Raw genomic sequence first — 26,428 nt, 5'->3', positions numbered from 1 at the left:
CTTAGCGGCACTTGAAACGGAAACTTCCATGACCTCAAAATCCCGCGGAGCCTTCAGTGAAGTCCTGGGCCTGCTCAGGCCTTTCCGGGTCATCGTTGCGGTGTCGATCATGCTCGGCATGCTCGGTGGACTCAGCATCACCGCGTTACTGGCGACCATCAATGACGCGTTGAACGCCGCCAGCACCCCGTCACCCCATGTGGTGGCCACGTTTATCGGCCTGTGCGCGGTGGCGTTGCTGACGTCGATCCTGTCGGACATCGGCACCAACCATGTCGGGCAACACATCATTGCCGGGCTGCGTAAATCCCTGGGGGAAAAAGTCCTGCTGGCACCGATTGAACAGATCGAGCGCTTTCGCAGTTATCGACTGATTCCGGTGCTGACCCATGACGTCGACACCGTCAGCGATTTCGCGTTTTCCTTCGCGCCGCTGGCCATTGCCTTCACCGTCACCCTGGGCTGCCTGAGCTACCTGGCCTACCTGTCGCTGCCGATGTTTGCCGTGTTGATGGTGGCCCTGGTGATTGGCACCGCGCTGCAATACGTGGCCCGGTCCAAGGGCATCAAGGGTTTCCTGGCCGCGCGCGAAGCCGAGGACGAACTGCAAAAGCATTACAGCGCGATTGCCGCCGGCGCCAAGGAACTGCGCATCCATCGTCCGCGCCGCCAACGCATGTTCAGCCAACGCATCGAAGGCACCGCCGACTTCATCTGCAACACGCACATCCGCGCGGTCAACACGTTCGTGGTGGCCAAGACCCTGGGCTCGATGCTGTTTTTCGTGGTAATCGGCCTGGCGCTGGTCCTGCAATCGCTGTGGCTGGGCAACGATAAAGCGGTGCTCAGCGGGTTCGTGCTGGTGCTGCTGTACATGAAAGGCCCGATGGAATACCTGATCACCACCCTGCCGGTGGTCAGCCGCGCCAACATTGCATTCAAGCGCATCGCCGACCTGGCGGAGCAATTTTCCTCACCGGAACCACACCTGCTGCTCAGCGACAAAGATGCGCCGAAACCGGTGGTCGAACACCTGGAATTGCGCGACGTGCACTTCGCCTTCCCGGCCGTGGACGGCAGCAAACCCTTCGCCCTCGGGCCGGTCAACCTCTCTATTGCCCAAGGCGAGATCGTGTTTATCGTCGGCGAGAACGGCGGCGGCAAGACCACGCTGATCAAGCTGCTGCTGGGGCTCTACGCGCCGCAGGGGGGTGAAATCATCCTCAACGGCAAACCGGTGTTGGCGCATAACCGCGACGACTATCGTCAGTTGTTCACCACGATTTTCGCCGACTACTTCCTGTTCGATGAACTGGTGCAGGGCGAGCAGAACGTTCCCGAAGACGCCAACCGTTACCTGGAACGCCTGGAAATCTCGCACAAGGTGAGCATCCGCGATGGCGCCTTCAGCACCACCGACCTGTCCACCGGCCAGCGCAAACGCCTGGCCCTGTTGAACGCCTGGCTGGAAGAACGCCCGGTGCTGGTGTTCGACGAATGGGCAGCGGACCAGGACCCGGCCTTCCGGCGGATTTTCTACACCGAGCTGTTGCCGGAACTCAAATACCTGGGCAAGACCATCATCGTCATCTCCCACGACGACCGTTACTTCGATGTCGCCGATCAACTGGTGCGGATGGAGGGCGGGCGGGTCGTCGCGCAGAAGCAATCGTTGACGGCGGTCTGATCACGTTCTCTGCCCCTACCTGTCAATCCGCCGGAGCGCCCGCGTTCCGGCCGTTACCCACTGAATGTTTTACCCGTGTGGGCGCGATGTCCGGCTAAAGCCGTCAGCGCCCAAGCGGTCGCCGACGACGAGAGACCGATGAACGACATGATCGATGATGATTTACTGGCGCTGCTGCTGGCCGATGCCGGTGATCAACCCCAAGGCATCGCCGCCCGCACGCAAAATACCCCGGCGCCACTCTCCTTTGCCCAGCAACGGCTATGGTTTGTGCAGCAATTTTTACCGGACAGTGCCGCTTACAACTTGCCGCGGGTGATGCGCATCACCGGCGCGTTGCCGGCGCAGCGTCTGGAAATCGCACTGAACCGAGTGCTTGACCGTCACGACATCCTGCGCACGGCGTTCCGCGAGATCGACGGCGTGGCCATGCAGGTCGTCGATGATCAGGCGCGACTGGTGCTCGGCCAGGAAGACCTGTGCGAACTGGCCGACGCAGACCGCGCCCGGCAGATCGCGCTGCGCATCGAGGCCCAGGCAAACACGCCGTTCGACCTGCGCCAGGCGCCGCTGATGCGCGCGACCTTGCTCAAGATCGGCGCCGATGAACACCTGTTGCTGATGAACATGCACCACATCGTTTCCGATGCCTGGTCCAACGCGATCCTGATGCAGGACCTGAACCGCGCCTTCGCCCAGGCCGGTGACGCAAACGCCCCGCCGCTGCCGCGTCCGCCGATTCAATACGCCGACTACGCCGCCTGGCAACGCGGTGATTATCTGCACAGCGCGTCTTGCGCCAACAGCGCCGACTACTGGCAAAACTACCTGGGCACGCCGTTGCCGACCCTGGATTTGCCGGTGGATTTCCACCGCAGCGCGCAACACCGCCATCCGGCCGGCAAGCATGCGTTCGAACTGCCGGGCTCACTGTCGGCGGCCCTGAACCGCTTCTGCCAGCAACAGGGCTTGTCGCCTTTCGTGGTCGCGCTCGGGGCCTGGCAACTGTTGTTGAGCCGCTACAGCGGTCAGCGCGACTTTACCGTCGGCGTGCCGAATGCCACGCGCAATCGCAGTGAAACCCAAGGACTGGTCGGTTTCTTTGTCAGCAGTCAGGTGTACCGCGTACGCCTCGACCCGATGCTGTCCGCCAGCGACTTTCTGCACCGCCTGCGTCGTGAATCCCTGGCCGCGCTGGACCATGCGGATTACCCGCTGGAGCTGAGTTTCGATGCCCTGCAATTGCAGGCCAGCGCCCAAGCCAATCCGCTGTTCCAGGTGTTGTTCAACTGGCGCACCGACAGCGGCGAGCCTGGAGCCATCGATCTGGACGGACTGGCGCTGGAGTTTCTTGACGCGGGGTCGAGCCAGGCCAAGTTCGATGTGTCGCTGGACGTCGCGTACTCGCAACACGGGGTTGCCGCGAGCCTGGAATACAGCCGCGATCTCTACACCCCGGCGACCATCGAACGCCTGGCGCGGCATTGGCAGAACCTGCTGCAAGGCATCGTTGAGGATTGTTCGCAGCGGATTGGCGAATTGCCGCTGTTGGATAGCGATGAGCAAAACGTGATGCTGAAGGATTGGCATCGTGTGGTTGAGCACTCCGCGCAAGCGCCGTGTGTGCAGCAGCGCATTGCTGCTCAGGCGGAACAGACGCCGGATGCGGTGGCGTTGATTGTCGGCGGCGATTGTTTGACCTATGCGCAACTGGATGCTCGCGCCAATCAGCTCGCGAATAAGCTGATCGAAGCGGGGGTTGGCCCGGATCGTTTGGTGGGCATTTCCGTCGAGCGCAGCGTGGAAATGATTGTCGGCTTGCTGGCGATCCTCAAGGCTGGCGGCGCGTATGTGCCACTCGACCCGGCGTACCCCGAGGATCGGCTGGCCTACATGATTGAGGACAGTGGCCTCGAATTGCTGCTGACCCAATCTCATCTGCAAGGGCAGTTGCCGATTCCGGCCGGGCTCAATACCTTGCTGCTGGATCAGCCGCCAGCGTGGCTGGCGGCGTATCCGCAGACTTGCCCGACGGTGGCGCTGAATGGCGAACACCTGGCGTACGTGATTTACACGTCGGGCTCCACCGGTAAACCGAAAGGCGTGATGGTGCGCCACGCCGCCCTGTGCAATTTCGTCGAAAGCATGGTCCATCAGCCGGGCATCGCCGCCCAGGACCGCATGCTGTCGCTGACCACGTTTTCGTTCGATATTTTCGGCCTGGAAATCTACGGCCCATTACTGGCCGGTGCCCGCGTGGTGCTGACCGGCAAGGACGTGCATCAAGATCCGCAAGCCGTGCTCGAACTGATCGAGCGCCACGGCGTGACGGTGTTGCAAGCCACACCATCGACCTGGCGCATGCTGCTCGACCACGAGCAGGCGTCGATCCTCGCCGGCCGCAGCTTTCTGTGTGGCGGTGAAGCGCTGCCGCAGGAACTGGCCCAGCGCATGCTCGCGTTGTCGCCGAAAGTCTGGAACCTGTATGGCCCGACCGAAACCACGATCTGGTCAGCGCTGCATCCGTTGACCCGCGAGAACACTCAGCCATACCTCGGCAAACCGATCAACAACACCGCGCTGTACATTCTGGGCAGTGATCTGGAACTCAACCCGATAGGCGCACCGGGTGAATTGCTGATCGGTGGCGACGGCCTCGCTCGCGGTTATTTCCAGCGTCCGTCGCTGACCGCCGAACGCTTTGTTCCGGACCCGTTTTCGTTCAGCGGTGAGCGTTTGTACCGCACCGGCGACCTGACCCGTTATCGCGCCGAGGGCGTGATCGAGTACATCGGCCGGATCGACCACCAGGTGAAAATCCGTGGTTTCCGCATTGAACTTGGCGAGATCGAAGCCCGTTTGCTGGCCCTCGACAGCGTGCGCGAAACCGTCGTAGTGGCGCAGGACGGCCCGACCGGTCCGCAACTGGTGGGCTACGTGGTGGCGGCGGCTTCTTACGAAGATGAAGCCGCGTTGCGTGCCGAACTCAAGGCCAGCCTCAAGGCCGAACTACCGGAATACATGGTGCCCGCGCACCTGTTATTCCTGGCGCAATTGCCCCAGACCCCCAACGGCAAGGTTGACCGCAAAGCCCTGCCACTGCCGGATCTGAGCCAGTCCCAGCGCCCTTACATTGCCCCGGTGACGCCGCTGGAAAACGCCCTGGCCGAACTCTGGCAGGAAGCGTTGCAGGTCAAACGTGTCAGCCTGGATGACAATTTTTTCGAACTGGGTGGCCACTCTATCCTGGCGATTCAATTCATCTCGACACTGCATGCCCGCCTCGGCATAAAACTGGCGTTGCAACAGATGCTCGCTTACCCCACGGTCGAAGAGCTGGCCAGGTTCATCGCCCTGGAGCATCAGCAAAACGCGCAATCGGTCGTCGCGCTGAATGCCTCGACAGCCTCGGCTCCCGGGCTTTTCTGCCTGCACCCCAGTGGCGGCATCGTGTTTTGCTACCAGCCACTGGCGAAGAAACTCGCGCCCCACGCCAAAACTTTCGGCGTGATGCACAAGGGCTTTGCCGACAAGGCGTCCAGTGCACAGACCTGGGCCGAGATGATCGCCGATTACAGCGCGCAGATTGTCGAGCAGCAGCCACACGGGCCGTATCGGCTGATGGGTTGGTCGTTGGGTGGCGCTATCGCCATGGACATCGCCGCCCGGCTTGAACAGCAGGGTCGCGAGGTGAGTTTTCTGGGTTTGGTCGACACCAACGTGCCGGAACGTGACCTGCCCGCCGACCTGCCGCGCAAGCCGCTGGAAGAAGACAACCCGAACCACCTCAGCGCGCAAAGCGAACTGAAAGCGGCGCTCGAAGTGTTCACCCTGATGTTCGCGCATCTGGAGCCGGCGGCGGTGATTTTCATCGCCCAAAACCCGACGGCCGACCTCAAGGCGTTCTATCGCTGGGCCAGCGAACAGACCGCCACCGAGGAACAGGAAATGATCGCAACCCTGGACGGTATCAAGCAGGAGATCATGAACGCCCAAGCCTTTGCGATCCACGAACGGCTGGTGGCGGCGTTCGAAGAATTCTCGCTGCCACGGCTTAAAGTCCAGGCCAGTTGCTGGTGGTCGCTGTCGCACAAAACCCTGGAGCAAGTGCTGTTTTCGGAACAACTGCTCAGGGACCACAACGCGACAGGCCAGTTGCACACCTCAATCCACACCCCACTGCCCCACCGCAGCATGATCTACGCCGAGTCGCTGCTGGAGTCGTTTACCGACGTGTTCCTCGGTGGCCAAGGTGAGTCATCTAGCTGAGTGCAAAAAAACCAGTGGGAGCGAGCTTGCTCGCGAAGGGGCCGTGTCAGCCGACATTCGTGTAGCTGACACACCGCATTCGCGAGCAGGCTCGCTCCCACAGGAGACAGCATTGGCCGCAAATCTTGTGAACGACACTAAACAATTGTGGGAGCGGGCTTGCCCGCGAAGAGGCCGTGTCAGCCGACATTCATGCAGCTGACACACCGCCTTCGCGAGCAAGCTCGCTCCCACAGGGGACAGGTGTTGACTACAAAATTTGTGAACGACACTAAACAAATGTAGGAGCGAGGCTTGCCCGCGAAGAGGCCGTGTCAGCCGACATTCATGCAGCTGACACACCGCCTTCGCGAGCAAGCTCGCTCCCACAGGGGACTGGTGTTGACTGCAAAATTTGTGAACGACACTAAACAAATGTGGGAGCGAGCCTGCTCGCGAAGAGGCCGTGTCAGCCGACATTCATGCAGCTGACACACCGCTTTCGCGAGCAGGCTCGCTCCCACAGGGGACAGCATTGGCTGCAAATCTTGTGAACGACACTAAACAAATGTGGGAGCGAGCCTGCTCGCGAAGGGGCTGTGTCAGCCGACATTCGTGTAGCTGACACACCGCTTTCGCGAGCAGGCTCGCTCCCACAGGGGACTGGTGTTGACTGCAAAATTTATGAACAACACCCAACCAATGTAGGAGCAAGGCTTGCCCGCGAAGAACGATGACGCGGTGTGTCAGGTCCGACGCCTTCGCGAGCAAGCTTCGCTCCTACACCGGCGTGTGGTTATCCAGTACGCGATTCGCCGCCATTTCACCCATCAGCAGCGAGCGATGCAACACCAGCATCGTTTGGCGTCGCGGGCCGTCCGTCAGCTCGACGAGATCGTTGACCATCGCACGGGCCGATGACAGCGCTTCGTAGATCTCAACCAGCAACGTTTCGTCATCCACCGCTGCGTCGATGGTGTAGAAGGTGCCGGAACTGCGGGGCGGTATCTGCGTTTTCGTCGCCCCGGGTTTGAAGTAGAAGCTGAGCGCACGGTCGGCCGCCAGTTTCATTTTCTTGGGATCAAGTTCAAAAGCGGCGTCGAGCGGTTCTGGAACGGTATTCGGGGGGTTCGGTGTGACTTTGAACATAGATAAAACTCCATCGCAAATTTTGAGGAGCCATCACCTTCGCTACCAAACGACTGGGTGGCGGCCATGCATGGGTTGGTAGACCGGTCGCGACAGAAAACCCGGCGCCCCCGAAGGAGCCCCACGCATGACCACCATATAAAGCAAGTCCCAAAAACAGGGCTGCATAAGGTGTTGCCATACGACTATCACGACGGGCTACCAAACCCGATCACTGTTTTGCAGTGACCCGGAAACGATATAGCCCACCCCAAAGCCGCACAAGCCGGCGGATTCTGGCGTACGCGTAGGTAACGACGCAAGGCGTTGTAGCCGCTTATGACGTAACACCGAGTGTCTTTAAACAGTCGTCGTTAAACATGTTTATTCGCTGCGCCTGATCTGACGCCTTCGCGAGCAAGCTCGCTCCCACAGGGGAACTGTGTCGGTCACAAATCTTGCGAACGACACCAACCAACTGTAGGAGCGAGGCTTGCCCGCGAAGGCGGTATGTCAATGACGATGATGTCGACTGACACGCCGCTTTCGCGGGCAAGCCTCGCTCCTACAGGGATCTGCGCCAACCACAAATCCCTGCGAACGACACCCAAACCAATGTGGGAGCGAGCCTGCTCGCGAAAGCGGTGGGTCAGGCGACATGGTTTTTGGCTGTGCCGACACCTTCGCGAGCAGGCTCGCTCCCACAGGGGCCGGTGGCGGTCACAAATCTTGCGAACGACACCAACCAACTGTAGGAGCGAGGCTTGCCCGCGAAGGCGGTATGTCAATGACGATGATGTCGACTGATACGCCGCTTTCGCGGGCAAGCCTCGCTCCTACAGGGATCAGCGCCAACCACAAATCCCTGCGAACGACACCCAGACCAATGTGGGAGCGAGCCTGCTCGCGAAAGCGGTGTGTCAGGCGACATGGTTTTTGGCTGTGCCGACGCCTTCGCGAGCAGGCTCGCTCCCACAGGGGGCTGCGGTGGCTGGACGGCTTTGGATGGGAATTGGCCCATGCCCCTTCAAATGGACATGGGCCAGTTTCAGCGGGGGGATGAATCAGAACTGCGGGGTGTATTTCACGCTGAACATCACGTTGCGTGGGTCGCCGTAGTTGTTGTTGCCGTTAAGCTGGTTGTAGGCCGCCGCGAAGTAGGTCTTGTCAAACAGGTTGTTGGCGTTCATCGCCAGTTCGATTTCCGAGGTGAGCTGGTAGCCGACACGGGCATTCCACACGGTGTAACCCGGAACGTTGACGGTGTGGTCGAAACCGACCGTGCGGGTCTGTGCGGTGAAGCCCAGGCCAGTGCTCACACGGCTCCAGTCGCCGGTCATCTGGTAATTGCCCCACACGCGCAGCATGTGTTTAGGCGTCCACCAGCTGAAGATTTTGCCTTCGTTTGTTGGGTCGTCGAGGTACTTGGTGGTGTTGTAGGTGTAGCCGGCGAACAGTTGCAGGTTGTCGGTCACTTCACCGCTGATTTCAGCGTCAAGGCCCTGGCTGCGCACTTTGCCCGAGGCTGTCGAGCAGTACCAACCGTCGCAGGTTTGTGCACCTGCCGTGTTGAGAACGGCGCGGTTTTCCTGGTCGTAACGGAACAGGGCCACGGAGGTGTTGATGCGGCCATCCATCAACTCGCCTTTCAAACCAATCTCGTAGTTAGTGCCGATGATCGGTTTAAGCACCGAACCGGCGGTGTCGCGTTCGGTTTGCGGGGTAAAGACGTCGGCGTAACTGGCGTAGACCGACCATTCACGGCTCAGGTCGTAAATGATCCCGGCGTAAGGCGTGACTTCACCGGTTTCGGTGGAGGCGCTGTTCTGATCGTCGGTAATGCTGGTCGGGGTTTCGATCTGGGATTTGTAGCTGTAGTCGTACCAGCTGACCCGCGAGCCGAGCACCAGGGTCAGATCGTCAACAGGCTTGACCCGCCAGTTGCCGTACAGGCCTTTTTGGCGGATGTCGTATTTGCTCGGGAAGCCGCGACCGCCGGGGGTGTTGACCAAACCGTCGTAGCTGATTTCCGGGCGGTCGTGATTAATGTCGAAGATGTTGTCGCTGCTGGCGTTGAAGGTCCGGGCGTATTTGTCGTCCGAGGTGTATTTGGAATAGTTGCCGCCCAGCATGACTTCCTGCTGCATGGACAAGGCTTCGAACTTGCCGGTGACGTTCATGTCCAGCGCGACTTTGGTGGAGTCCATGTCCGTGACGAAGTCGGCGTACTGGATACCGGTGCCATCAGGGCGGATGCCGGAGCCGGTGGTTTGCGTCCGCTGGTTCTTCGCTTTGTTGGTTTCGGTCATATGCACGGCGCCGACCTTGAAGGCCCAGTCGTCGTTGAAACGGTGTTCCAGATCGGTGTAGATCGTGGTGACGTCGATGTCCGAGTGGTTCCACTTCGCCCCGGTGTACGTGCTGCGCGGCAGGTCGATGGGTTTACCGTCGGAGTAACGCGGGAAGCCGCGCACGTTCGCCCGGGATTCGCCGCTGGACTGGCTGACCGCCACGCCCACGGTGGTGGCTTCGCTCAGATCGAAGTCCAGCGCGCCGTACAGCGAGGTGGTTTTGTACCATTCGGAATCGACGAAGGTGTGGGTGTCGTCCTGGTCGGCCACGAAGCGGCCACGGATGGTGCCGTTCTGGTTCAGCGGTCCGCCGGCGTCCAGTTGCAGACCGTAGTGATCCCACGAGCCGGCCTTGCCGGTCAGGGTCACGGTCGGTACAGCCTGACCGCGTTTACGCACCAGGTTGACCGCGCCACCCGGGCTGCCGGTGCCTTGCAGCAAGCCCGACGCGCCGCGCAGCACTTCCATGCGGTCGAAGAAAATCAGGTCCTGGGTGGCCCAGTTGCCCAGTGCGTAGGTGTTGCGCGGGATCGGCACGCCGTCGTACTGCCAGTCATCGATCTGGAAACCGCGCGACGACAGGATCAACCCCCGGCCGACGCCTTGGGCACCGACCAGACCGGTGGTTTTGTTGGCCGCGTCCTTGAGGTCGACGATGTCCTGATCGTCCATTTGCTTGCGGGTCATCACCGTGACCGACTGCGGAATTTCCTTGAGGGTGTGGGTGCCCTTGCCGATGGTTACGGCATTCGAGGTGTAGGAGTTGGACCCTTCGGTGGTCGCGCTCAGCTGTTGCGCGTTGACGGTGGTGGCGCCCAGTTCCAGACCTTCGGTCGAACTGCCGCGTACCAGCATCAGCGTGTTGCCTTCAAAGCTGAAATGCACGCCGGTGCCCTTGAGCAACTGGGCAATCGCCGCTGCGCTGCTCAACTTGCCGCTGACGCGGGTACTGCGCAGGCCGGCCATGTCATCGGCGTTGTAGATCACCTGTTGATTGGTCTGCGCGCCAAACGCTTGCAGCGCTTGAGGCAACGGCTGGGCAGGAATGTTGAGGGTGAAGTCTTCGGCATGGACCTGCGCGCTGAGCGGCAGCAGGCACGCCATGCCCAGACCGGCCAACGAGCGACGCGAGCGCAGGGATCGGGCAATGACCAACGCCTTGAACAGAGGTTTCAACTCATGAATTGCTGACATCGTGCTCTCTATTATTAGTCGAAATGGATAGGACCCATGGGCAACCGAGTGCCCTGCCGCTGCCTGGACCTGTGAACCGCTTGCGACACCGCAAGTCGATGACCGGCCCCTCCCCGGGCTCGATCGTTTGTCCGGGCAGCGGTAAATAAGGTGTACAGCTGGGAAAAACTGAACCCTGTGGCTACCCTGCCCGGCTCGATTTGTCTGCTTACGTAAGTAAGACGTAGCACCGTACAAAAACCGGAATGAGTTTATTTATCATTCACGTTAAAACTCAAAAAAAGGCCGACGCTTTGGGGGTCGGCCATTTTCTAAACCTGAAACCACTGAAAATCCCCTGTGGGAGCGGGCTTGCTCGCGAAAGCGGTCTGTCAGTCACATCGTCGTTGGATGTCCGATCGTTCCCACGCTCTGCGTGGGAATGCATCCCGTGACGCTCTGCGTCACATACAGAGGCGGAACGCGGAGCGTCCCTGGCGGCATTCCCACGCAGAGCGTGGGAACGATCAAAACCACTGAAAATCCCCTGTGGGAGCGGGCTTGCTCGCGAAAGCGGTCTGTCAGTCACATCGTCGTTGGATGTGGCACCGTCTTCGCGAGCAAGCTTCGCTCCTACATTGGGTCTGTGGTGAACACTGGTTTTCCGATCGTTCCCACGCTCTGCGTGGGAATGCATCCCGTGACGCTCTGCGTCACATACAGAGGCGGAACGCGGAGCGTCCCTGGCGGCATTCCCACGCAGAGCGTGGGAACGATCAACAACACTCCCCTGTAGGAGCAAAGCTTGCTCGCGAAAGCAGTCTGTCAGTCACATCGTTGTTGGATGTGATGCCGTCTTCGCGAGCGAGCTTTGCTCCTACAGGACTGCACGGGGCTCAACCGTTTTTGCGCAGCCTTGGCGTTTTGCAGTTGCCGGGCTTTTTCGGTGAGCAGGGCTTTTTCTTCGGGGCTCATGTTGTCCAGGCGCAAGCGCGCCTGGGCGATTTTCTCCAACTGGCCGGGGCTGCTTTCCCGAGCGCGCAATGCCGCCGCCAGACCCGCCACCGTCGGATGGTCAAACACCACGCCCGGCTGGATTTCGCATTGCAGCAACTTGCGAATGCCGGCCACCAGTTTGATCACCAGCAAGGAGTGGCCCCCGGCGGCGAAAAAGTCGTGGTCGATGCCCAGACGCTCAACCCCCAGCAACTGCGCCATGCGCGTTACCAGCAATTGCTCAAGCGCATCGCGAGGCTGCTGGCCTTCATCGTCAGTCGAGGTGGCCGCGAGTTGTTGCAACGCCTTGCGGTCAACCTTGCCGTTGGCCAGTCGCGGGAAGCGCTCGATCAACTTCAAGTGCTGCGGCAGCATCACGCTAGGCAAACGCAGCGCCAGCTCATCGCGAACGGCATCCAGCACCATCGCCGAAGCCACCTCATGCGCGACGATGAACGCGAGCATCCCGTCTTGCGCGGTCTGACCCGGCAACACCAACGCCTGGGCGACCTGCGGCAGACGCAGCAACTCGGCTTCGATCTCGGCCAGTTCGATGCGGAAACCCCGCACCTTGACTTGCTGATCGCGCCGACCGTGCAATGCAATCGCCAGATCCGGGCGATAGCGCGCCAGGTCGCCGGTGCGGTACAGACGTTCGTCAGGATTGAACGGGTTCTGAATAAACACGTCCGAATCGGCCTCGACATTTACATAGCCACGGCACAACTGCGCGCCACTGATGTACAACTCGCCCAGCACACCCACCGGCGCCAGTTGCAGGTGGTCGTCGAGGACAAACACCTGATTGTTGCCCAACACCTGGGACAGCACGCCGGCGTCCGGCACCGCCACATCAAGGCGCAGCGGATGAACCAGCACACCCACCGTGGCCTCGGTCGGGCCGTAGTGATTGAACACCCGGCAATCGCTGCGCAAACCGGCGATCCGTTGCACCAATGCCGGAGCAATCGGCTCGCCGCCCAGAACCAGCGTTCGCGGCAGTTGCGCGCGCTCGCTGTCGAGCAGTGCGGCCAGGTGCGACGGCACGATCTTCAGGCAATCAATCGCCTGCTGTTGCAGGAATTCGGCAAACAAACTGCCGTCCTGCATCTGCTCATCACTGGCCACATGCAGCGTTGCGCCGTTGAACAAAGCGCCGAACAGCGCGGTGTTCCCCAGGTCCGCCGCCACCGTGGAGGTGAAGCCGAACTGCTTGCACTGCTCCAGCGCCAACGCCTGACTGACGTGAGCGGTGTAGTTGAGCAATTGTTGATGCTCGATCACCACGCCTTTCGGCACACCGGTGGAGCCGGAGGTGAACAGCACGTACGCCGCGTGATCGCCCTGTGTTTCGAACGCGATGGCCGACGTGATCGCCGGAGCCGATTGCAGCACGCGGTCCACGGTCGCCAGGGGCAACGGATGATCGTGCCATTGCGCGATGTGCGCGGCGTCCACCAGCAGCAACGCAGCGCCGGCCTGTTCCAGCATCAAGGCCTGACGGGCCTGCGGCCATTGCGGGTCCAGTGGCAGGTACGCCGCGCCGATGCGCCAGGCTGCGAGCATGGCAACGACCAGCTCCGCCGAACGCGGCAAGGCCAGCGCGACGATTGCGCCCGGTGCCAGGCCTTGGGCTTTCAGTGCCTGGGCCAACGCCTCGACGTTAGCCTGCAATTGCCCGTAACTCAGGCGTTGATCGCCGTCAGTCAGGGCAATGGAGTCCGGCGTGGTCCGGGCAAAATCCTCTATCCGCTGCGGCAGGAATCGACCATCGGCCAACGCCTGCACGGGCGGGTTGATCGAGAGCAAACGCTGTTGCTCGGCGGCCGCCAATACGCTCAGTTGGCCGAGTTCGGCGTGAACATTGGCGACGATGTTGGCGAGCAATACCCGCAACTGCGCCAATAATCCTTCCATCGCCTGAACCGAATAGCGGGACGGGTTGTAATGCAGGTGAAGCGCTTGGGCGCTGCCCGCCTCGTCCGTTTCCAGTTCAAGCATCAATTCAAACAGCGCTTCGCGCACTGTCGAACGCGGGGTCCATTGCAGATCAGCGGAGGTCACGGCCTGAGTGGCCCGGCAAACCGCAAAACCATACGCCGGGCGAGCTGCCACCGGGGCCAGTTCAGGCGACCAGTATTCCTGCCAGGTGCGGTGCTCATCCAGACGCGCCGCCAACTCGGTCACCCACGTGCTGAACGCTGCATTCGCCGTCAGCGACAGGTTCAGCGGCAGGGTTTTCGCGAACACGCCCACGGCATCGCTGAAGTATTCGTAATCTTCGCGGCTGTCATGTCGCACACCGACCAGCACCTGCTCATGCCCGCTCAGGCGTCCCAGCAGCAACCACCACGCGGCTTGCAGCACTACGCTCGGCGGTTGCTCCAAAGCACCGGCCAACTGTTGCAAACCGGGTTCGAGGGCGACCGTCAGCGAGGCACTGGCCGACGACAATGCCGGGGCCGGATCGCGATAGGCCAGCCACGGCGTACTCAGATCAGGCTCCGCGCCTTGCAAGTGTTCCTGCCAGTAGATGCGCGCGCCGGCCGCGTCCTCGTCCAGCACCACTTCACTGCGCCATTCCAGGTACTGGGTGAATTCACCGCGCTCTTCGTCGTCCGCCGTTGCCTGTTGTTCATAGGCCTGCACCAACTGCTGATACAGCAAGCGCACGCCGCTTTCATCGAGACTGTGCCGGGCCAGGCCCAACACCAGTTGCCATTGATCATCGGCCAGACGAAAAAGCACCGCTTGCGCGCCTTCGGATTCTGCGACGACAAAAGAACGCTCCGCCCATTCGCGAAGCTGAGCCTGAATACCGGCCGGGGTTTCGACCCGCGCCTGCACGGTCAGCGGGAAGCGCTCGGCGCCCCCGACGAACTGCCGAAGGCCATGCAAACCCGCCGCTTTACCCAGCCGCGCGACCAACATCGGTTGCTGTGCCAGCAAGGCATCGAGCGCCCGTTGCACACGCTGCGGATCGAGAGCGCCGTTGATCCCGACCTCCAGGAAACGCAGCGCATCACCGCAGGCCGGGGCCTTGGGCAACTGTTCCAGCAACAATTGCTGTTCAGGCGTCAAGGCGTAACCCAAGTCCTGCTGGTCCATCGATACCTCGTTCATGCTCCGGTTTCCTCGGTGTTCATTACGCGTTCAAGGGCGCTGCGGTCGAACATGTCGCCCATGGCCACGACAATCTTGCGCGGGCCTTCGAACGGGTCACGGGCGTGGGCCACCAGCATGTTGTCGAGCAGGATGGCGTCGCCTTTTTGCCAGTCGAAACGCACCGCGCATGCTTCGTACAAGTCGCCGATGCGTTGCATCACTTCGTCTTCGATCGGTGTGCCGTCGCCGTAAAACACATGGCGCGGCATGCGCTCGAGGCCGAACATCGACAGCAGGTCCTCGCGCACATCCGGTTCCAGCCAGTAGATGTGATGCAGTTGCACCTGGTTGAAGAACGATTTGGCGCCGGTCACCGGGTGACGAATGATCGCCGGGGCCGGGGTGCGGGTTTGCAGTTCGTTGTTGTCGAGCCAGCGCCATTCGATGCCGCCGGCCCGGCAACGGGCCTCGACTTCGGCGCGGTCTTCAGTCTTGAAAAAGTGCTGCCAGGACACGTCGAGGTTGTCGGTGAAGGTGCGCACGTAGAGCAGGCCTTTTTCCTCGAACTTGTCGCGCAGGTCCGCCGGCAGTTTTTCGTACATCAAGCGGCAATCCACCACCGGCGTAGCGCCACCGATAAGCGCGGCTTGCTCGCAATAGAACATCTGCTTGCGCGGCCAGCGGTCCTGGTGGGAGCTCTCGTTGTGGAACAGGATCATCTTGCGTTCCGGGTACGGCGTGGAGCGGTAGGTGTTCTTGCCGCCCTCTTTCTTCGGCAGATCACCGTACTGGCCGTAAAGCCCCGGCTGGATCGCTTCGGCAAACGCCTCGAAACCCTGGATGCCATCGAGCTCGAAACCACGGAACAGAATCCCGGCGTGTTTGGCGAGTTTTTCTTCGATCAGCGGCCGGTTGTGGTTGATCCACTCGATCAAGTCCAGCTGCGGCTCGTTCGGTTCCAGCAGCAGCGGGAACGGCTGTGGCGCGGCCATCAGCGATTCTCGGATCGGTGCAGGCCGAGGCTTGGCCGCCGGGGCGGCACCGCGCTTGAGGAACTTGCCGAGTTTGTCGGCCTTGGGTCCGGGGACGGCAGGCTTGGCGGCCACCGCTAAATTGTCGACTGGCATGCTGATAGCTCCCAATTGAATGTCCTGATCAGCGACGATCTGTTCCAACAGGGCTATCCAGGCCTTCACCAGGTACTGAATGCGCTCGTGTCCGAACAAGGTTGTGGCGAATTGCCAATTACCCAGCAATTGCCCTTCTTCATCGTCAACGAACAACGCCATGTCGAATTTAGAATGGGTCTCCAGCGCCGGCAGCGATTCCACGCTCAAACCGCCCATGGCCTGGGTGCGTCCCGGCAGGTTATTCATCACGAACAACACCTGCACCAGCGGGTTCATGCCCTTGTGGCGCGGCACGTCCGAGGCGTCGACGATCATGTCGAACGGCAGGTCCTGATGCTCCATGGCGCTGAGCAGGTTTTCCTGGGTCTGGGCCAGGAACGTCGCGAACGGCGTGGCGGTTTCGAACTGCGAACGCAGGGGCAAGACGTTGACGAAGAAGCCGATCAGCCGCTCCAGTTCCGGCTGTTCACGCCCGGCCACGTCGGCGCCGACCAGCACATCCGCAGCGCCGCTGACCTGGTGCAACAACACCTGGAACGACGCCAGCAACGTGCTGTACAGCGTGACGCCCGCGTCCATGGACACCTTGCGCAACGCCGCGCTGAGTGACGGGGTGAGCTGGAACTGCACCGCGTCGCCCTCATAGGACGGTGTCAAACCACGAGGGTTGTCCGACGGCAATTTCAGCTGCCCGTTGTAGCCGGCCAGTCGCGTTTTCCAATAGTCGGCCTGACGCGCCAGCACACCATGCTGCTCTAGCTCCTGCTGCCAGATCGCGAAGTCGGAATACTGCACCTCCAGCGCCGGCAGCGGGTTCAGGTCACCGGCCTTGGTGCGCTCGTAAATCTGCACCAACTCGTTGACCAGCAGGCCCATCGACCAACCGTCGGAAATGATGTGATGCATCGCATACAGCATCACGTGCTCGGTCGGCCCCAGGTGCAGGATCCGCCCGCGCAACAGCGGCGCGTGCTCCATATCAATCGGCGTGCGCGCGTTTTCCAGTGCCGCTTGTGCCACCCATTCTTCCTGGGCGCTGCGGGATAGACCGGACAAGTCGATCACCGGGAAATCCAGTTCGACCTGCTCGGCAATCACCGCAATCGGGTCGCCTTCATCGTCCTGGGTGTACGCGGTGCGCAGCACTTCGTGACGACGCACCACCTCGGCGAAGCTGCCGATCAGCCGTTCCACCGACAACTCGCCGCGCAAGCGCAGGGCCATCGGCATGCCATAGGCCGCGGTGCCGCCGGACAATTGCTCGGCGATCCACAAGCGACGCTGCACCAGTGACAACGGTGCACTGTGCCGCGTGCCGTGGGCCTTGAGCAGCACACCGTGGGCGTTCGGCTCAGGCGTGCCCTGCTGCTGCGCGAGCCACGCCGCCAAGTCCTTGAGGCGCGGATGGCTGAACAGGTCACGCAGGCTCAACGTGCAATCCGTGAGTTTGCGCAGGCGCGAAACCACCTGAGTGGCAAGCAGGGAATGCCCGCCCAATTCGAAGAAGTGATCGTCGCGGCCGACCTGATCCAGTTCCAGCACGTCTCGCCAGACAGCGGCGATCTGCCGTTCGAGTTCGCCTTCTGGCGCGACAAAGTCCAACGCCAGCAGACTGGCATCGACGCCCGGTAAAGCCTTGCGATCGATCTTGCCATTCGGGCTCAGGGGCAGGCGTTCGAGGAACAGCACATGGGCCGGCACCATGTAATCCGGCAGGCTGGCCTTGAGCCGCGCCTTGATGTCATCGCGCAGCGCCGCCAGCGCGGACGCATCGCCACTGAGGTGCGTCGGATCGTCGAACACCACGTAAGCGACCAATTGCTGACCGATGGCGCCCGGTTGGGCGACCACCAGTGCCTGACGCACCGCAGGAACCTGCAGCAGATGGGTTTCGATTTCACCGAGTTCGATGCGGAAACCGCGAATCTTCACTTGATGATCCAGACGCCCGACGTACTCGATCACCCCGTCGGCGCGATAACGCGCCAGATCGCCGGTGCGGTACACCCGGCCACCGCCCAGTGGATCGAACGGATCGGGAATGAAGCGCTCGGCGGTCAATTCCGGGCGCTGGAAGTAGCCGCGCGCCAGCAACTCACCGCCAATCACCAACTCACCGACCACCCCGACCGGCGCCGGTTGGCCTTGGGTATCAAGCACATGAATCGCCCGACCGCCCAACGCCTGACCAATCGGCATGCTCACCGGCAACGGGCTGCGACCGGACACGTAGTCGCTGCAATCGAGCACCGTGGCGCTGACCGTGGTTTCGGTCGGGCCGTAGGTGTTGAGCAGGCGCACGTGAGCCAGACCAGCCTTGCCCCAAGCCGCAACGCCTTCCGGCGGCATGGCTTCGCCACCGACGATCACTTGGCGCAGCACGCCGTAATCGCGCTGACCGGCTGCTGCGAAGTCCTTGGCCAGCATGTTCCAGTAAGCGGTGGTCAGGTCGCTGACGCTGAACTGCTTGTCGAGCAATTCGCGGTACCAGGTTTCACTGTCCCAGATGTCCGGCCCGCGCAGCACCACCGAGGCGCCGCAAATCAGCGCCGGGTAAAGCTGCTCGACGAAGGCATCGAAGTTGAACGTGGCAAATTGCAGCGAACGGTCCTGCGGCGTGAGGCCGAGGAAGTCCAGCGCCACCTGGGCGTGACGGGTCAGCGCCGAGTGGGTGATGCCGACACCTTTCGGACGCCCGGTGGAGCCAGAAGTGAACATCACATACGCGAGGTTTTGCGGGGCGCTGCGCTCAGGCAGGTTGTCGGTCTGGGCCGGATAAACCAGTTGATCCAGGCTCAGGACGGTCACGCCCGGCGCTGTTGGCAACGTCGCCGCGAGGTGGCTTTGGGTCAATAGCACGCGCAGGCCACTGTCCTCGATCATCGCGCCGAGGCGCTCGGCCGGGTAATCCGGATCCAGCGGCACGTAGGCGCCCCCGGCCTTGAGCACCGCCAACAGGCTGATGATCATCTGGGTCGAACGCTCGACCGCGATGCCCACCAACACTTCCGGGCCGACACCGTGTTGCAGCAGCACCTGGGCCAATTGGTTGGCCTGGGCATTCAGCTGCATGTAGCTCAAGCGTTGCTCGTCGAAAATCAGCGCCAGTGCGTGCGGCGTGCGCTCGGCTTGCCGTTCAAACAAACGCTGAACACACACGTCATCGGTCGGCAGTGCCAACGGCTCGCGAACAACCGATACCAGGGCCAGATCGCCCACGGCACTGGCGGCAGGTGCCTCGACCATTTGCAACAACAGGCGCGCGAGGTGCGCGGCCAGTTGTTCAATCGACGCGTCATCGAACTGCTGGCGGTCGTAGCTCAATTGAAACGACAACTCGGCGCCGAGGTTGACCGCCAGGGTCAGCGGGTAATTGGTCTGTTCGAAGTTACCCACTTCACCGAAGCGCAGGTCTTGCGGCGCGCCTTGTTGCAGGGCTTCGGAGATCGGGTAGTTCTCGAACACCAGAATGTTGTCGAACAGGGCTTCGCCACCCTGCCCGGCCCAACGCTGGATGTCGAACAGCGCGGTATGTTCCTGCTCACGCAACGCCAGGTTCTGCGCTTGCACCTGTTGCAACCACTGCGCCAATGGCTGTTCGGCCCGTGGGCTGGCGATGACCGGCAAGGTGTTGATGAACAGACCGATCTGTTGCTCGACCCCGACCAGTTGCGCCGGACGCCCGGACACCGTGGCGCCGAAGCTGACCGTGTCGAGGCCGGTGTAGCGTTGCAACAGCAGCAGCCAGGCGGCTTGCACCATCGTGTTGAGAGTGACTTTCTGTTCCCGCGCAAATGCATTGAGCCCGGCGGTCTGCGCCAGGTCCAGGGTCAGGAAGTGTTCGCCTTGGGCGGTATTGCCCGCTTCGCTGCCGGTCCACACCAGCGCCTTGGCCAACCGGGTCGGTTCCTCGAACGCGGCCAATTGGCCTTTCCAGAACCCTTCAGTGACCTGGGCGTCTTGCCGGGTCAGCCATTCGATGTAGTCGCGATAACGCCCCGCCGTGTTCGCCGGGGCCTGGCCGCTGTAGCGTTGCAGCACTTCGCCCAACAGCTGCGAATTGCTCCAGCCGTCCATCAGGATGTGATGGCTGGTGTAGATCAGGTGATAGCGCTCGGTGTCGAGACGCACCACCGTCAGGCTCAGCAACGGTGCGTTCGCCAGGTCAAAACCCTGCTGACGCTGCACAGCCGCCAGTTCGGTGAGCGCCAGGGCCACATCGCTGTGGGCGCGCCAGTCATGGAAGGTGAACGGCACGGCCAATTGCTTGTGAATCACCTGCAACGGGCGCTTGAACTCACCGTCCCAGACAAAACTGCTGCGCAGCACATCGTGCGCATCCACCGCCGCTTGCCAGGCCTCGTGGAAACGCTCGACGTTCAGGCCTTCGACATCCACGCACATCTGATTGATGTAGTCGCCGGCCTGTTGTTCGTAGAGGGTGTGGAACAGCATGCCCTGCTGCATCGGCGACAGCGGATAGATATCGGCGATCTGCTGCGGCGCGACCGGCACGCTGTCGAGTTGTGCCTGAGTCAGGCCGGCCAACGGGAAGTCCGACGGCGTCAGGCCCTGGACGCCCGGGGTCACGCAATGGGCGATCAGCGCCGCCAGTTCCTCGGCGTAGTCCTCGGCCAGACGTTCAATGGTGGCCGTGTCGAAACGTTCGCGGCTGAAACTCCAGCCGACGCTCAGTTCGCCGCCATACACCTGGCCATTGAGGGTCAGCCAGTTACCCATCGGCGCCTCAAGGCTTTGATCCAGCCCGGCGTTGTCTTGCGCCGGGGTGAACAGCGCCGCGTCATCGCCCTCGAAACTGCCGTCGAACTGGCCGAGGTAGTTGAAGGTGATCCGTGGGCTCGGCAGTGCACGCAGGGATTGCTGCGCCTGCTCGTCACCGAGGTGACGCAGGGCGCCGAAACCGATGCCCTTGTTCGGGATCGAGCGCAGTTGCTCCTTGATCTGCTTGATCGCTGCGCCGGGCTCACTGGCCGGGGTCAGGCGCACCGGGAACAGGCTGGTGAACCAACCGACGGTGCGGGTCAGATCAACCCCATCGAACAGCTCTTCGCGACCATGGCCTTCGAGCTGGATCAGCGTCGATGCCTGCCCGGTCCAGCGCCCGATCACCCGCGCCAACGCGGTCAGCAACAGGTCGTTGACCTGAGTGCGATACGCCGCCGGGGCTTCCTGCAGCAATTGCCGGGTCAGGCTCTGGTTGAGACGGGTCTGCACGTTGATCCGCAGATGATTCTGCTGGCCGGCATCGGCGCGCAGGCACGGCAAATCAGTGTTCACATCACTCAGGCAGGCTTGCCAGTAACTCAGTTCCTGTTGCAGCGCCGGGCTGTTGGCGTAGCGCTGCAACTGCTCGCTCCAGTCCTTGAAGGCACTGGTCTTGGCCGGCAGCTTCGGGGCCTGGCCGTCGAGCACTTGCTGGTAACCGTTTTGCAGGTCTTCCAGCAGGATCCGCCACGACACGCCATCCACCGCCAGGTGATGGATCACCAGCAACAGACGCTGACTGCCATCGGCCAACGTCGCCAACACGGCGCGCAGCAGTTGACCTTGTTGCAGGTCGAGACTGCGCTGGGCGCGGTTGCCCAAGGCTTCGAGCGCAGCCGCATCGGCGACCGATTCCTGCCACAGCAACGGCTGCTGCTGTTCAATCGACTGATGTTCCGCCACCCAACCATCGTTGTGCTGAGTGAAGCTCAGGCGCAAGGCATCGTGATGGGCCACCAATGCCTGCAATACCTGCTCGACTATCTCCGCATCCAGCGCCATCCGGGGCTTGAGCAGCACCGACTGGTTCCAGTGATGACGCTCGGGGATTTCATCGTCGAAGAACTGCTGCTGGATCGGCAACAGCAACGCCGCGCCGCTCACCGCGTTTTGATCGATGCCGGACTCGCTGTCACCAACCTGGGCCACCAGCGCCAGACGTTGCACGGTCTGGTGCTGGAACAGGTCTTTGGGGCTCAGGCGAATCCCCAGTTGACGGGCACGGCTGACCACTTGGATCGAGATGATCGAATCGCCACCGAGTTCGAAGAAGTTGTCGTTGAGCCCCACTTGCGGCAGCTTCAAAACGTCCTGCCAAATCGCTGCAATGCGTTGTTCCAGCACGCTTTGCGGGGCCTGATAAGTCTGCTGCGCCTGGCTCGCGTCCGGGGATGGCAAGGCGTTGCGGTTGAGTTTGCCGTTGCCGGTCAGCGGCAATTGCGCCAGCAGCAACAGGTGCGCCGGGATCATGTGATCCGGCAGGTTTTCCTTGAGCGTGGCCCGCACGCTGTCGCGCCACTGGCCTTGTTCGGTAGGGTCGGCGTCGAGCAACCCAGCGTCGGCCGGCACCAGCCAGGCGACCAATTGCTGACCACTGAGGCCCGGTTGCGCCAGCACCACCGCTTGGCGGATGGCGCCTTGTTCCAGCAGTTGCGCTTCGATTTCGCCGAGTTCAATGCGGAAACCGCGAATCTTCACTTGATGGTCGATGCGTCCGACGTACTCGATCACGCCGTCAGCGCGATACCGCGCCAGGTCGCCGGTGCGGTACAAGCGGCCGCCGTCAGCGGCGAACGGGTCCGGGATAAAGCGCAGGCAGGTCAGGTCGGTGCGGTTCAGATAACCCCGGGCCAGACCGGCGCGACCGACGTACAACTCGCCGATGCAACCTTTGGCCACCGGGTTCAGATCACCGTCGAGCAAGTACCAGGACAAGTCCGGGATCGGCTCGCCAATCGGGCTGCTCGCGTCACGTTGCAGGTCGGCCATAGTCAACGGACGGTAGGTCACGTGGACCGTGGTTTCGGTGATGCCATACATGTTGATCAGTTGCGGAGCCTGATCGCCAAAACGCTCGAACCAGGGGCGCAGGCTCTTGACCTCCAGCGCCTCGCCACCGAACACCACGTAACGCAGGGACGGTTGCAGCGCGGCGTGTTCCGGTGCGCACGCCACTTGCATCAACTGCTTGAACGCCGACGGCGTCTGGTTGAGTACGCTGACGCCTTCGCGGCAGAGCAAGGCGTAGAAGTCGTCCGGTGAACGGCTGACTTCATAAGGAACCACCACCAGTTTGCCGCCGTACAGCAGCGCGCCGAAAATTTCCCAGACCGAGAAATCGAAAGCGTAGGAGTGGAACAAACTCCACACATCTTGTGGGCCGAAACTGAACCAGTCCTGGGTCGCTTCGAACAGGCGCAACACGTTGTGATGGGCGAGCAAGGTGCCCTTCGGCTGACCGGTGGAACCGGAGGTGTAGATCACGTAAGCCAGGTTATCCGGGCTCATGACCACCTGCGGATTGGCATCGCTGTAGCCTTCGAGGCCGTCGCGATCCTGATCCAGCATCAGGCTGCGCACCGAATCCGGCACCGGCAAACGACCGAGCAGATGGCTTTGGGTCAACAGCAGGCCAATGCCGCTGTCGCTGATCATGTAGGCCAGGCGTTCTTCGGGATAGGTCGGGTCCAGCGGTACATAGGCGCCGCCGGCCTTGAGGATCGCCAGCAGACCGACCAGCATGTCCAGGCTGCGCTCGACCGCGAGGCCGACGCGCACGTCCGGCCCGACACCGTTTTCAATCAGTTTGTGCGCCAGTGGGTTGGCTCGGGCATTGAGTTCGGCATAGCTCAAACTTTGCTCGCCACAGGTCACGGCAATCGCTTCGGGGGCGCGCAGGGCCTGGGCTTCGATCAGCTCGTGCAGGCAATGCTGGCTCGGGAAATCAGCCACGGCCGGGTTCCACTGCAATAGCGTGGCCGCGCGTTCGGCGCTGTCTTGCAACGGCAACTCGGCGACGCGCTGACCGCAATCGGCGACGATGGCGTTCAGCAGATTCGTCCAATGTTGCGCCATCCGCGCCATGGTCGCGGCGTCGAACAGGTCGGTGGCATAGGTCAGCTCGGCCCAGACATTGTCGACGGATTCAAAAGTGTCGAGGGTCAGGTCGAACTTGGCCGTGTGCGAAGCCCAGGTCAGCCCTTCGATCTCGATCTGCGGCAGACGCGCCGCGCCCCGCGCTTCACGGGCCTGGCTCTGGTGGTTGTGCATCACCTGGAACAACGGACTGTGGCTGAGGCTGCGTTCCGGTTGCAGGGCATCCACCAGTTGCTCGAACGGCAGGTCCTGATGGGCCTGGGCACCGAGCACGGTGTTTTTGACCTGTTGCAGCAAACCACGGAAAGTCTGCTGGCTGTCGATCTCGGCCTTCAGCACTTGAGTGTTAACGAAGAAGCCGATCAAGCCTTCGGTTTCGAGGCGGTTGCGGTTGGCCACCGGCACGCCGACGCGGATGTCGGCCTGACCGCTGTAGCGATGCAGCAAGGTCTGGAACGACGCCAGCAACAGCGCAAACAGGGTGACGTTTTCCCGTTGTGCCACGTGCTTCAGGGCAGCGGCCAGTTCCGCATTCAGCGGGATGTCCTGGCGCGCGCCGCGATAGCTTTGCTCGGCCGGACGTGGACGGTCCGCCGGCAATTCCAGCAACGGTTGATCACCGCCCAGTTGCGCGGTCCAGTAACCCAGTTGCCGCTCCCGTTCACCGGCCTCCATCCACTGCCGTTGCCACACCGCGTAGTCAGCGTATTGCACCGCCAGGGCCGGCAGTTGACGCGGCTGCCCGGCGCTGTAACCGGCGTAGAGTTCGATCAGTTCATCGACCATGACCTGCATCGACCAACCATCGGAAACGATGTGGTGCAGGGTCAGCACCAGGACGTGATCGTCGGCGGCCAGTTTCAGTAACTTGACCCGCAGCAACGGACCTTGTTGCAGGTCGAACAGCGCCAGGGTTTCCTCGGCCACCAGTGCCTTGAGACGATCATCATCAATCTCGCCATCCAGTTCTTGCACCGTAAGGGCCAGGGGCGATGGCGCGTCGATCTGCTGCCAGATTTGTTCGTGCTGCTGAATGAAGCGCGTGCGCAGGGATTCGTGGCGGGTGATCAGCGTATCGAAGCTGTTCTGCAACGCCTTCAGGTCCAGGCTGCCGCGCAGGCGCAATGCCGCTGGCACGTGATAGGCGCTGCTGGTCGGTTCCAATTGCCAGAGGAACCACTGGCGTTCCTGGGCGTAGGACAGCGCCATCGGTTGCTGACGTGGCAGCGCAACCATGGCAGGCTCGGCGTGGGCCGGCTCGACGCCAAGCGCCGCGACGAAGTCCTGCAAGGTGCTGTGCTCGAACAACGTGCGCAACGGCACCTGGACATTCAAGGCCTGGCGCACGCGGGAAATCACTTGGGTGACCAGCAATGAGTGGCCGCCGAGTTCGAAGAAATTGTCGCTCAGACCGACTTGCTCAAGCTTGAGCACCGCTTGCCAGATCTCGGCCACTTTGTGCTGGGTGGCGGTCTGCGGCGCGAGGTAAGTCGATTGCAGCAGACTGGCATCCGGCGATGGCAACGCCTTGCGGTCCACCTTGCCGTTGGGGGTCAGGGGCAGTTGCGCGAGGAATAACAGGTGCGCGGGCACCATGTATTCCGGTAATTCGGCCTTGAGAGTGGCCTTGAGTTCGGCGCGCAACATGGCTTCGTCTTCGTAAGCCGTCGCCGCCACCACGTAGCCCACCAGTTGCGGACCGGTCGGGCCGTCCTGCGCCACCACCACGGTTTCACGCACGCTATCGAGGGCCAGCAAACGGGCTTCGATCTCACCGAGTTCGATGCGAAAGCCACGGATTTTCACTTGATGGTCGATCCGGCCGATGTACTCGATCACGCCCTCGGCGCGATAACGGGTCAGGTCGCCGGTGCGGTACAAACGCTCGCCGCTGAACGAAAACGGGTCCGGCACAAAGCGTTCGGCAGTCAACGACGGACGCTGGAAATAACCGCGAGCCAGGCCATCGCCGCCGATCAGCAATTCACCCGGTGCGCCAATCGGGTTGAGTTCCAGATCACTGCCAAGGATGTACAGCGCGGTGTTGTCGATCGGCTTGCCGAGGTACGGCTGAGTGTTCTCGCGGGTCAGCGGATGCAGCGCCGACCAGATCGTGGTCTCGGTCGGGCCGTAGAGGTTCCAGACTTTTGGCGATAGCGCGAGCATGCGCTGAGCCAGTTCTTGCGGAAGTGCTTCACCGCCACACAGGAACGTGCGGCCCGCCAGGATCGACGCCTGTTCGTTGTCGAGCAGCATGCGCCAGGTCGATGGCGTGGCTTGCAACACGGTCACGCCGTGGCGTTCGATCAGTTCGAGCACCGCTTGCGGGTCTTGATGCACGTCCTTGCCGGTTAGCACCACACGCGCACCGGCCAACAATGGACCGTAGATTTCCAGGCCGAAAATATCGAACGAGAAGGTGGTCAGCGACAGCATGCGGTCCTGGGCATTCAGACCCGGCTGATGGACCATGCTTTCAACGAAATTGCACAGGGCAGCGTGGCGCACCATCACGCCTTTCGGTTTTCCGGTGGAGCCCGACGTGTAAATCACGTAGGCCAGATGTTCGCCATTCAGCGCTACCGTCGGACAGGTCTGCGGATACGCTGCCAGCCACTCTTGCGGCTGATCGAGCAGCAAGGTGTTGAGCCCGGCCGGAATCGGCAACTGCGCTTGCAGATGGGATTGGGTCAGCAGCAACTTAAGGCCGCTGTCCTCAATCATGTAGG

6 protein-coding genes (1 of these 6 only partly in view) are annotated in these 26,428 nt (G+C 61.8%); 2 read left to right on the top strand and 4 right to left on the bottom strand.

Features of this window, described 5'->3' with window-relative positions; all coding sequences use genetic code 11:
- Positions 1 to 28 precede the first annotated feature (28 nt).
- Positions 29 to 1,687 carry a cyclic peptide export ABC transporter gene (locus BK667_RS21650; RefSeq protein ID WP_123598837.1) on the top strand — a complete coding sequence of 553 codons (1,659 nt, stop codon included), beginning with the start codon at positions 29 to 31 and terminating at the stop codon, positions 1,685 to 1,687.
- A 138-nt stretch (positions 1,688 to 1,825) separates the two neighbouring features.
- Positions 1,826 to 5,956 (top strand): non-ribosomal peptide synthetase, encoded by a 4,131-nt coding sequence (locus tag BK667_RS21645; protein ID WP_123598836.1) that lies wholly within the window; start codon positions 1,826 to 1,828, stop codon positions 5,954 to 5,956.
- A gap of 759 nt (positions 5,957 to 6,715) precedes the next feature.
- Here BK667_RS21645 and BK667_RS21640 read toward each other — a convergent pair.
- The 4 genes from BK667_RS21640 to BK667_RS21610 all read right to left on the bottom strand — a co-directional run.
- Entirely contained in the window at positions 6,716 to 7,084 is a 369-nt protein-coding gene (locus BK667_RS21640; RefSeq protein WP_123598835.1) for a DUF6124 family protein, read from the bottom strand.
- 1,043 nt (positions 7,085 to 8,127) lie between these two features.
- A complete protein-coding gene (locus BK667_RS21625; protein WP_123598832.1) occupies positions 8,128 to 10,608 on the bottom strand; it encodes a TonB-dependent siderophore receptor in 2,481 nt (826 codons plus the stop codon).
- A gap of 804 nt (positions 10,609 to 11,412) precedes the next feature.
- Entirely contained in the window at positions 11,413 to 14,706 is a 3,294-nt protein-coding gene (locus BK667_RS21615) for a non-ribosomal peptide synthetase (protein ID WP_123598831.1), read from the bottom strand.
- Positions 14,703 to 26,428, bottom strand: partial view of a non-ribosomal peptide synthase/polyketide synthase gene (locus BK667_RS21610; protein ID WP_123598830.1) — the 3' portion only. 1,810 nt of this gene lie beyond the right edge of the window; 11,726 of the gene's 13,536 nt are visible here — the last part of the coding sequence; its start codon lies off the right edge, out of view — the gene reads right to left on this strand; the stop codon is at positions 14,703 to 14,705. Before BK667_RS21610 ends, BK667_RS21615 begins: the two co-directional genes overlap by 4 nt.

Origin of the sequence: Pseudomonas frederiksbergensis (assembly GCF_003732705.1) — a bacterium.
Classification (GTDB): Bacteria; Pseudomonadota; Gammaproteobacteria; order Pseudomonadales; family Pseudomonadaceae; genus Aquipseudomonas; species Aquipseudomonas frederiksbergensis_F.
Note: the sequence above shows the minus strand (reverse complement) of the source record. Positions and strands in the feature narration are given on the sequence as shown.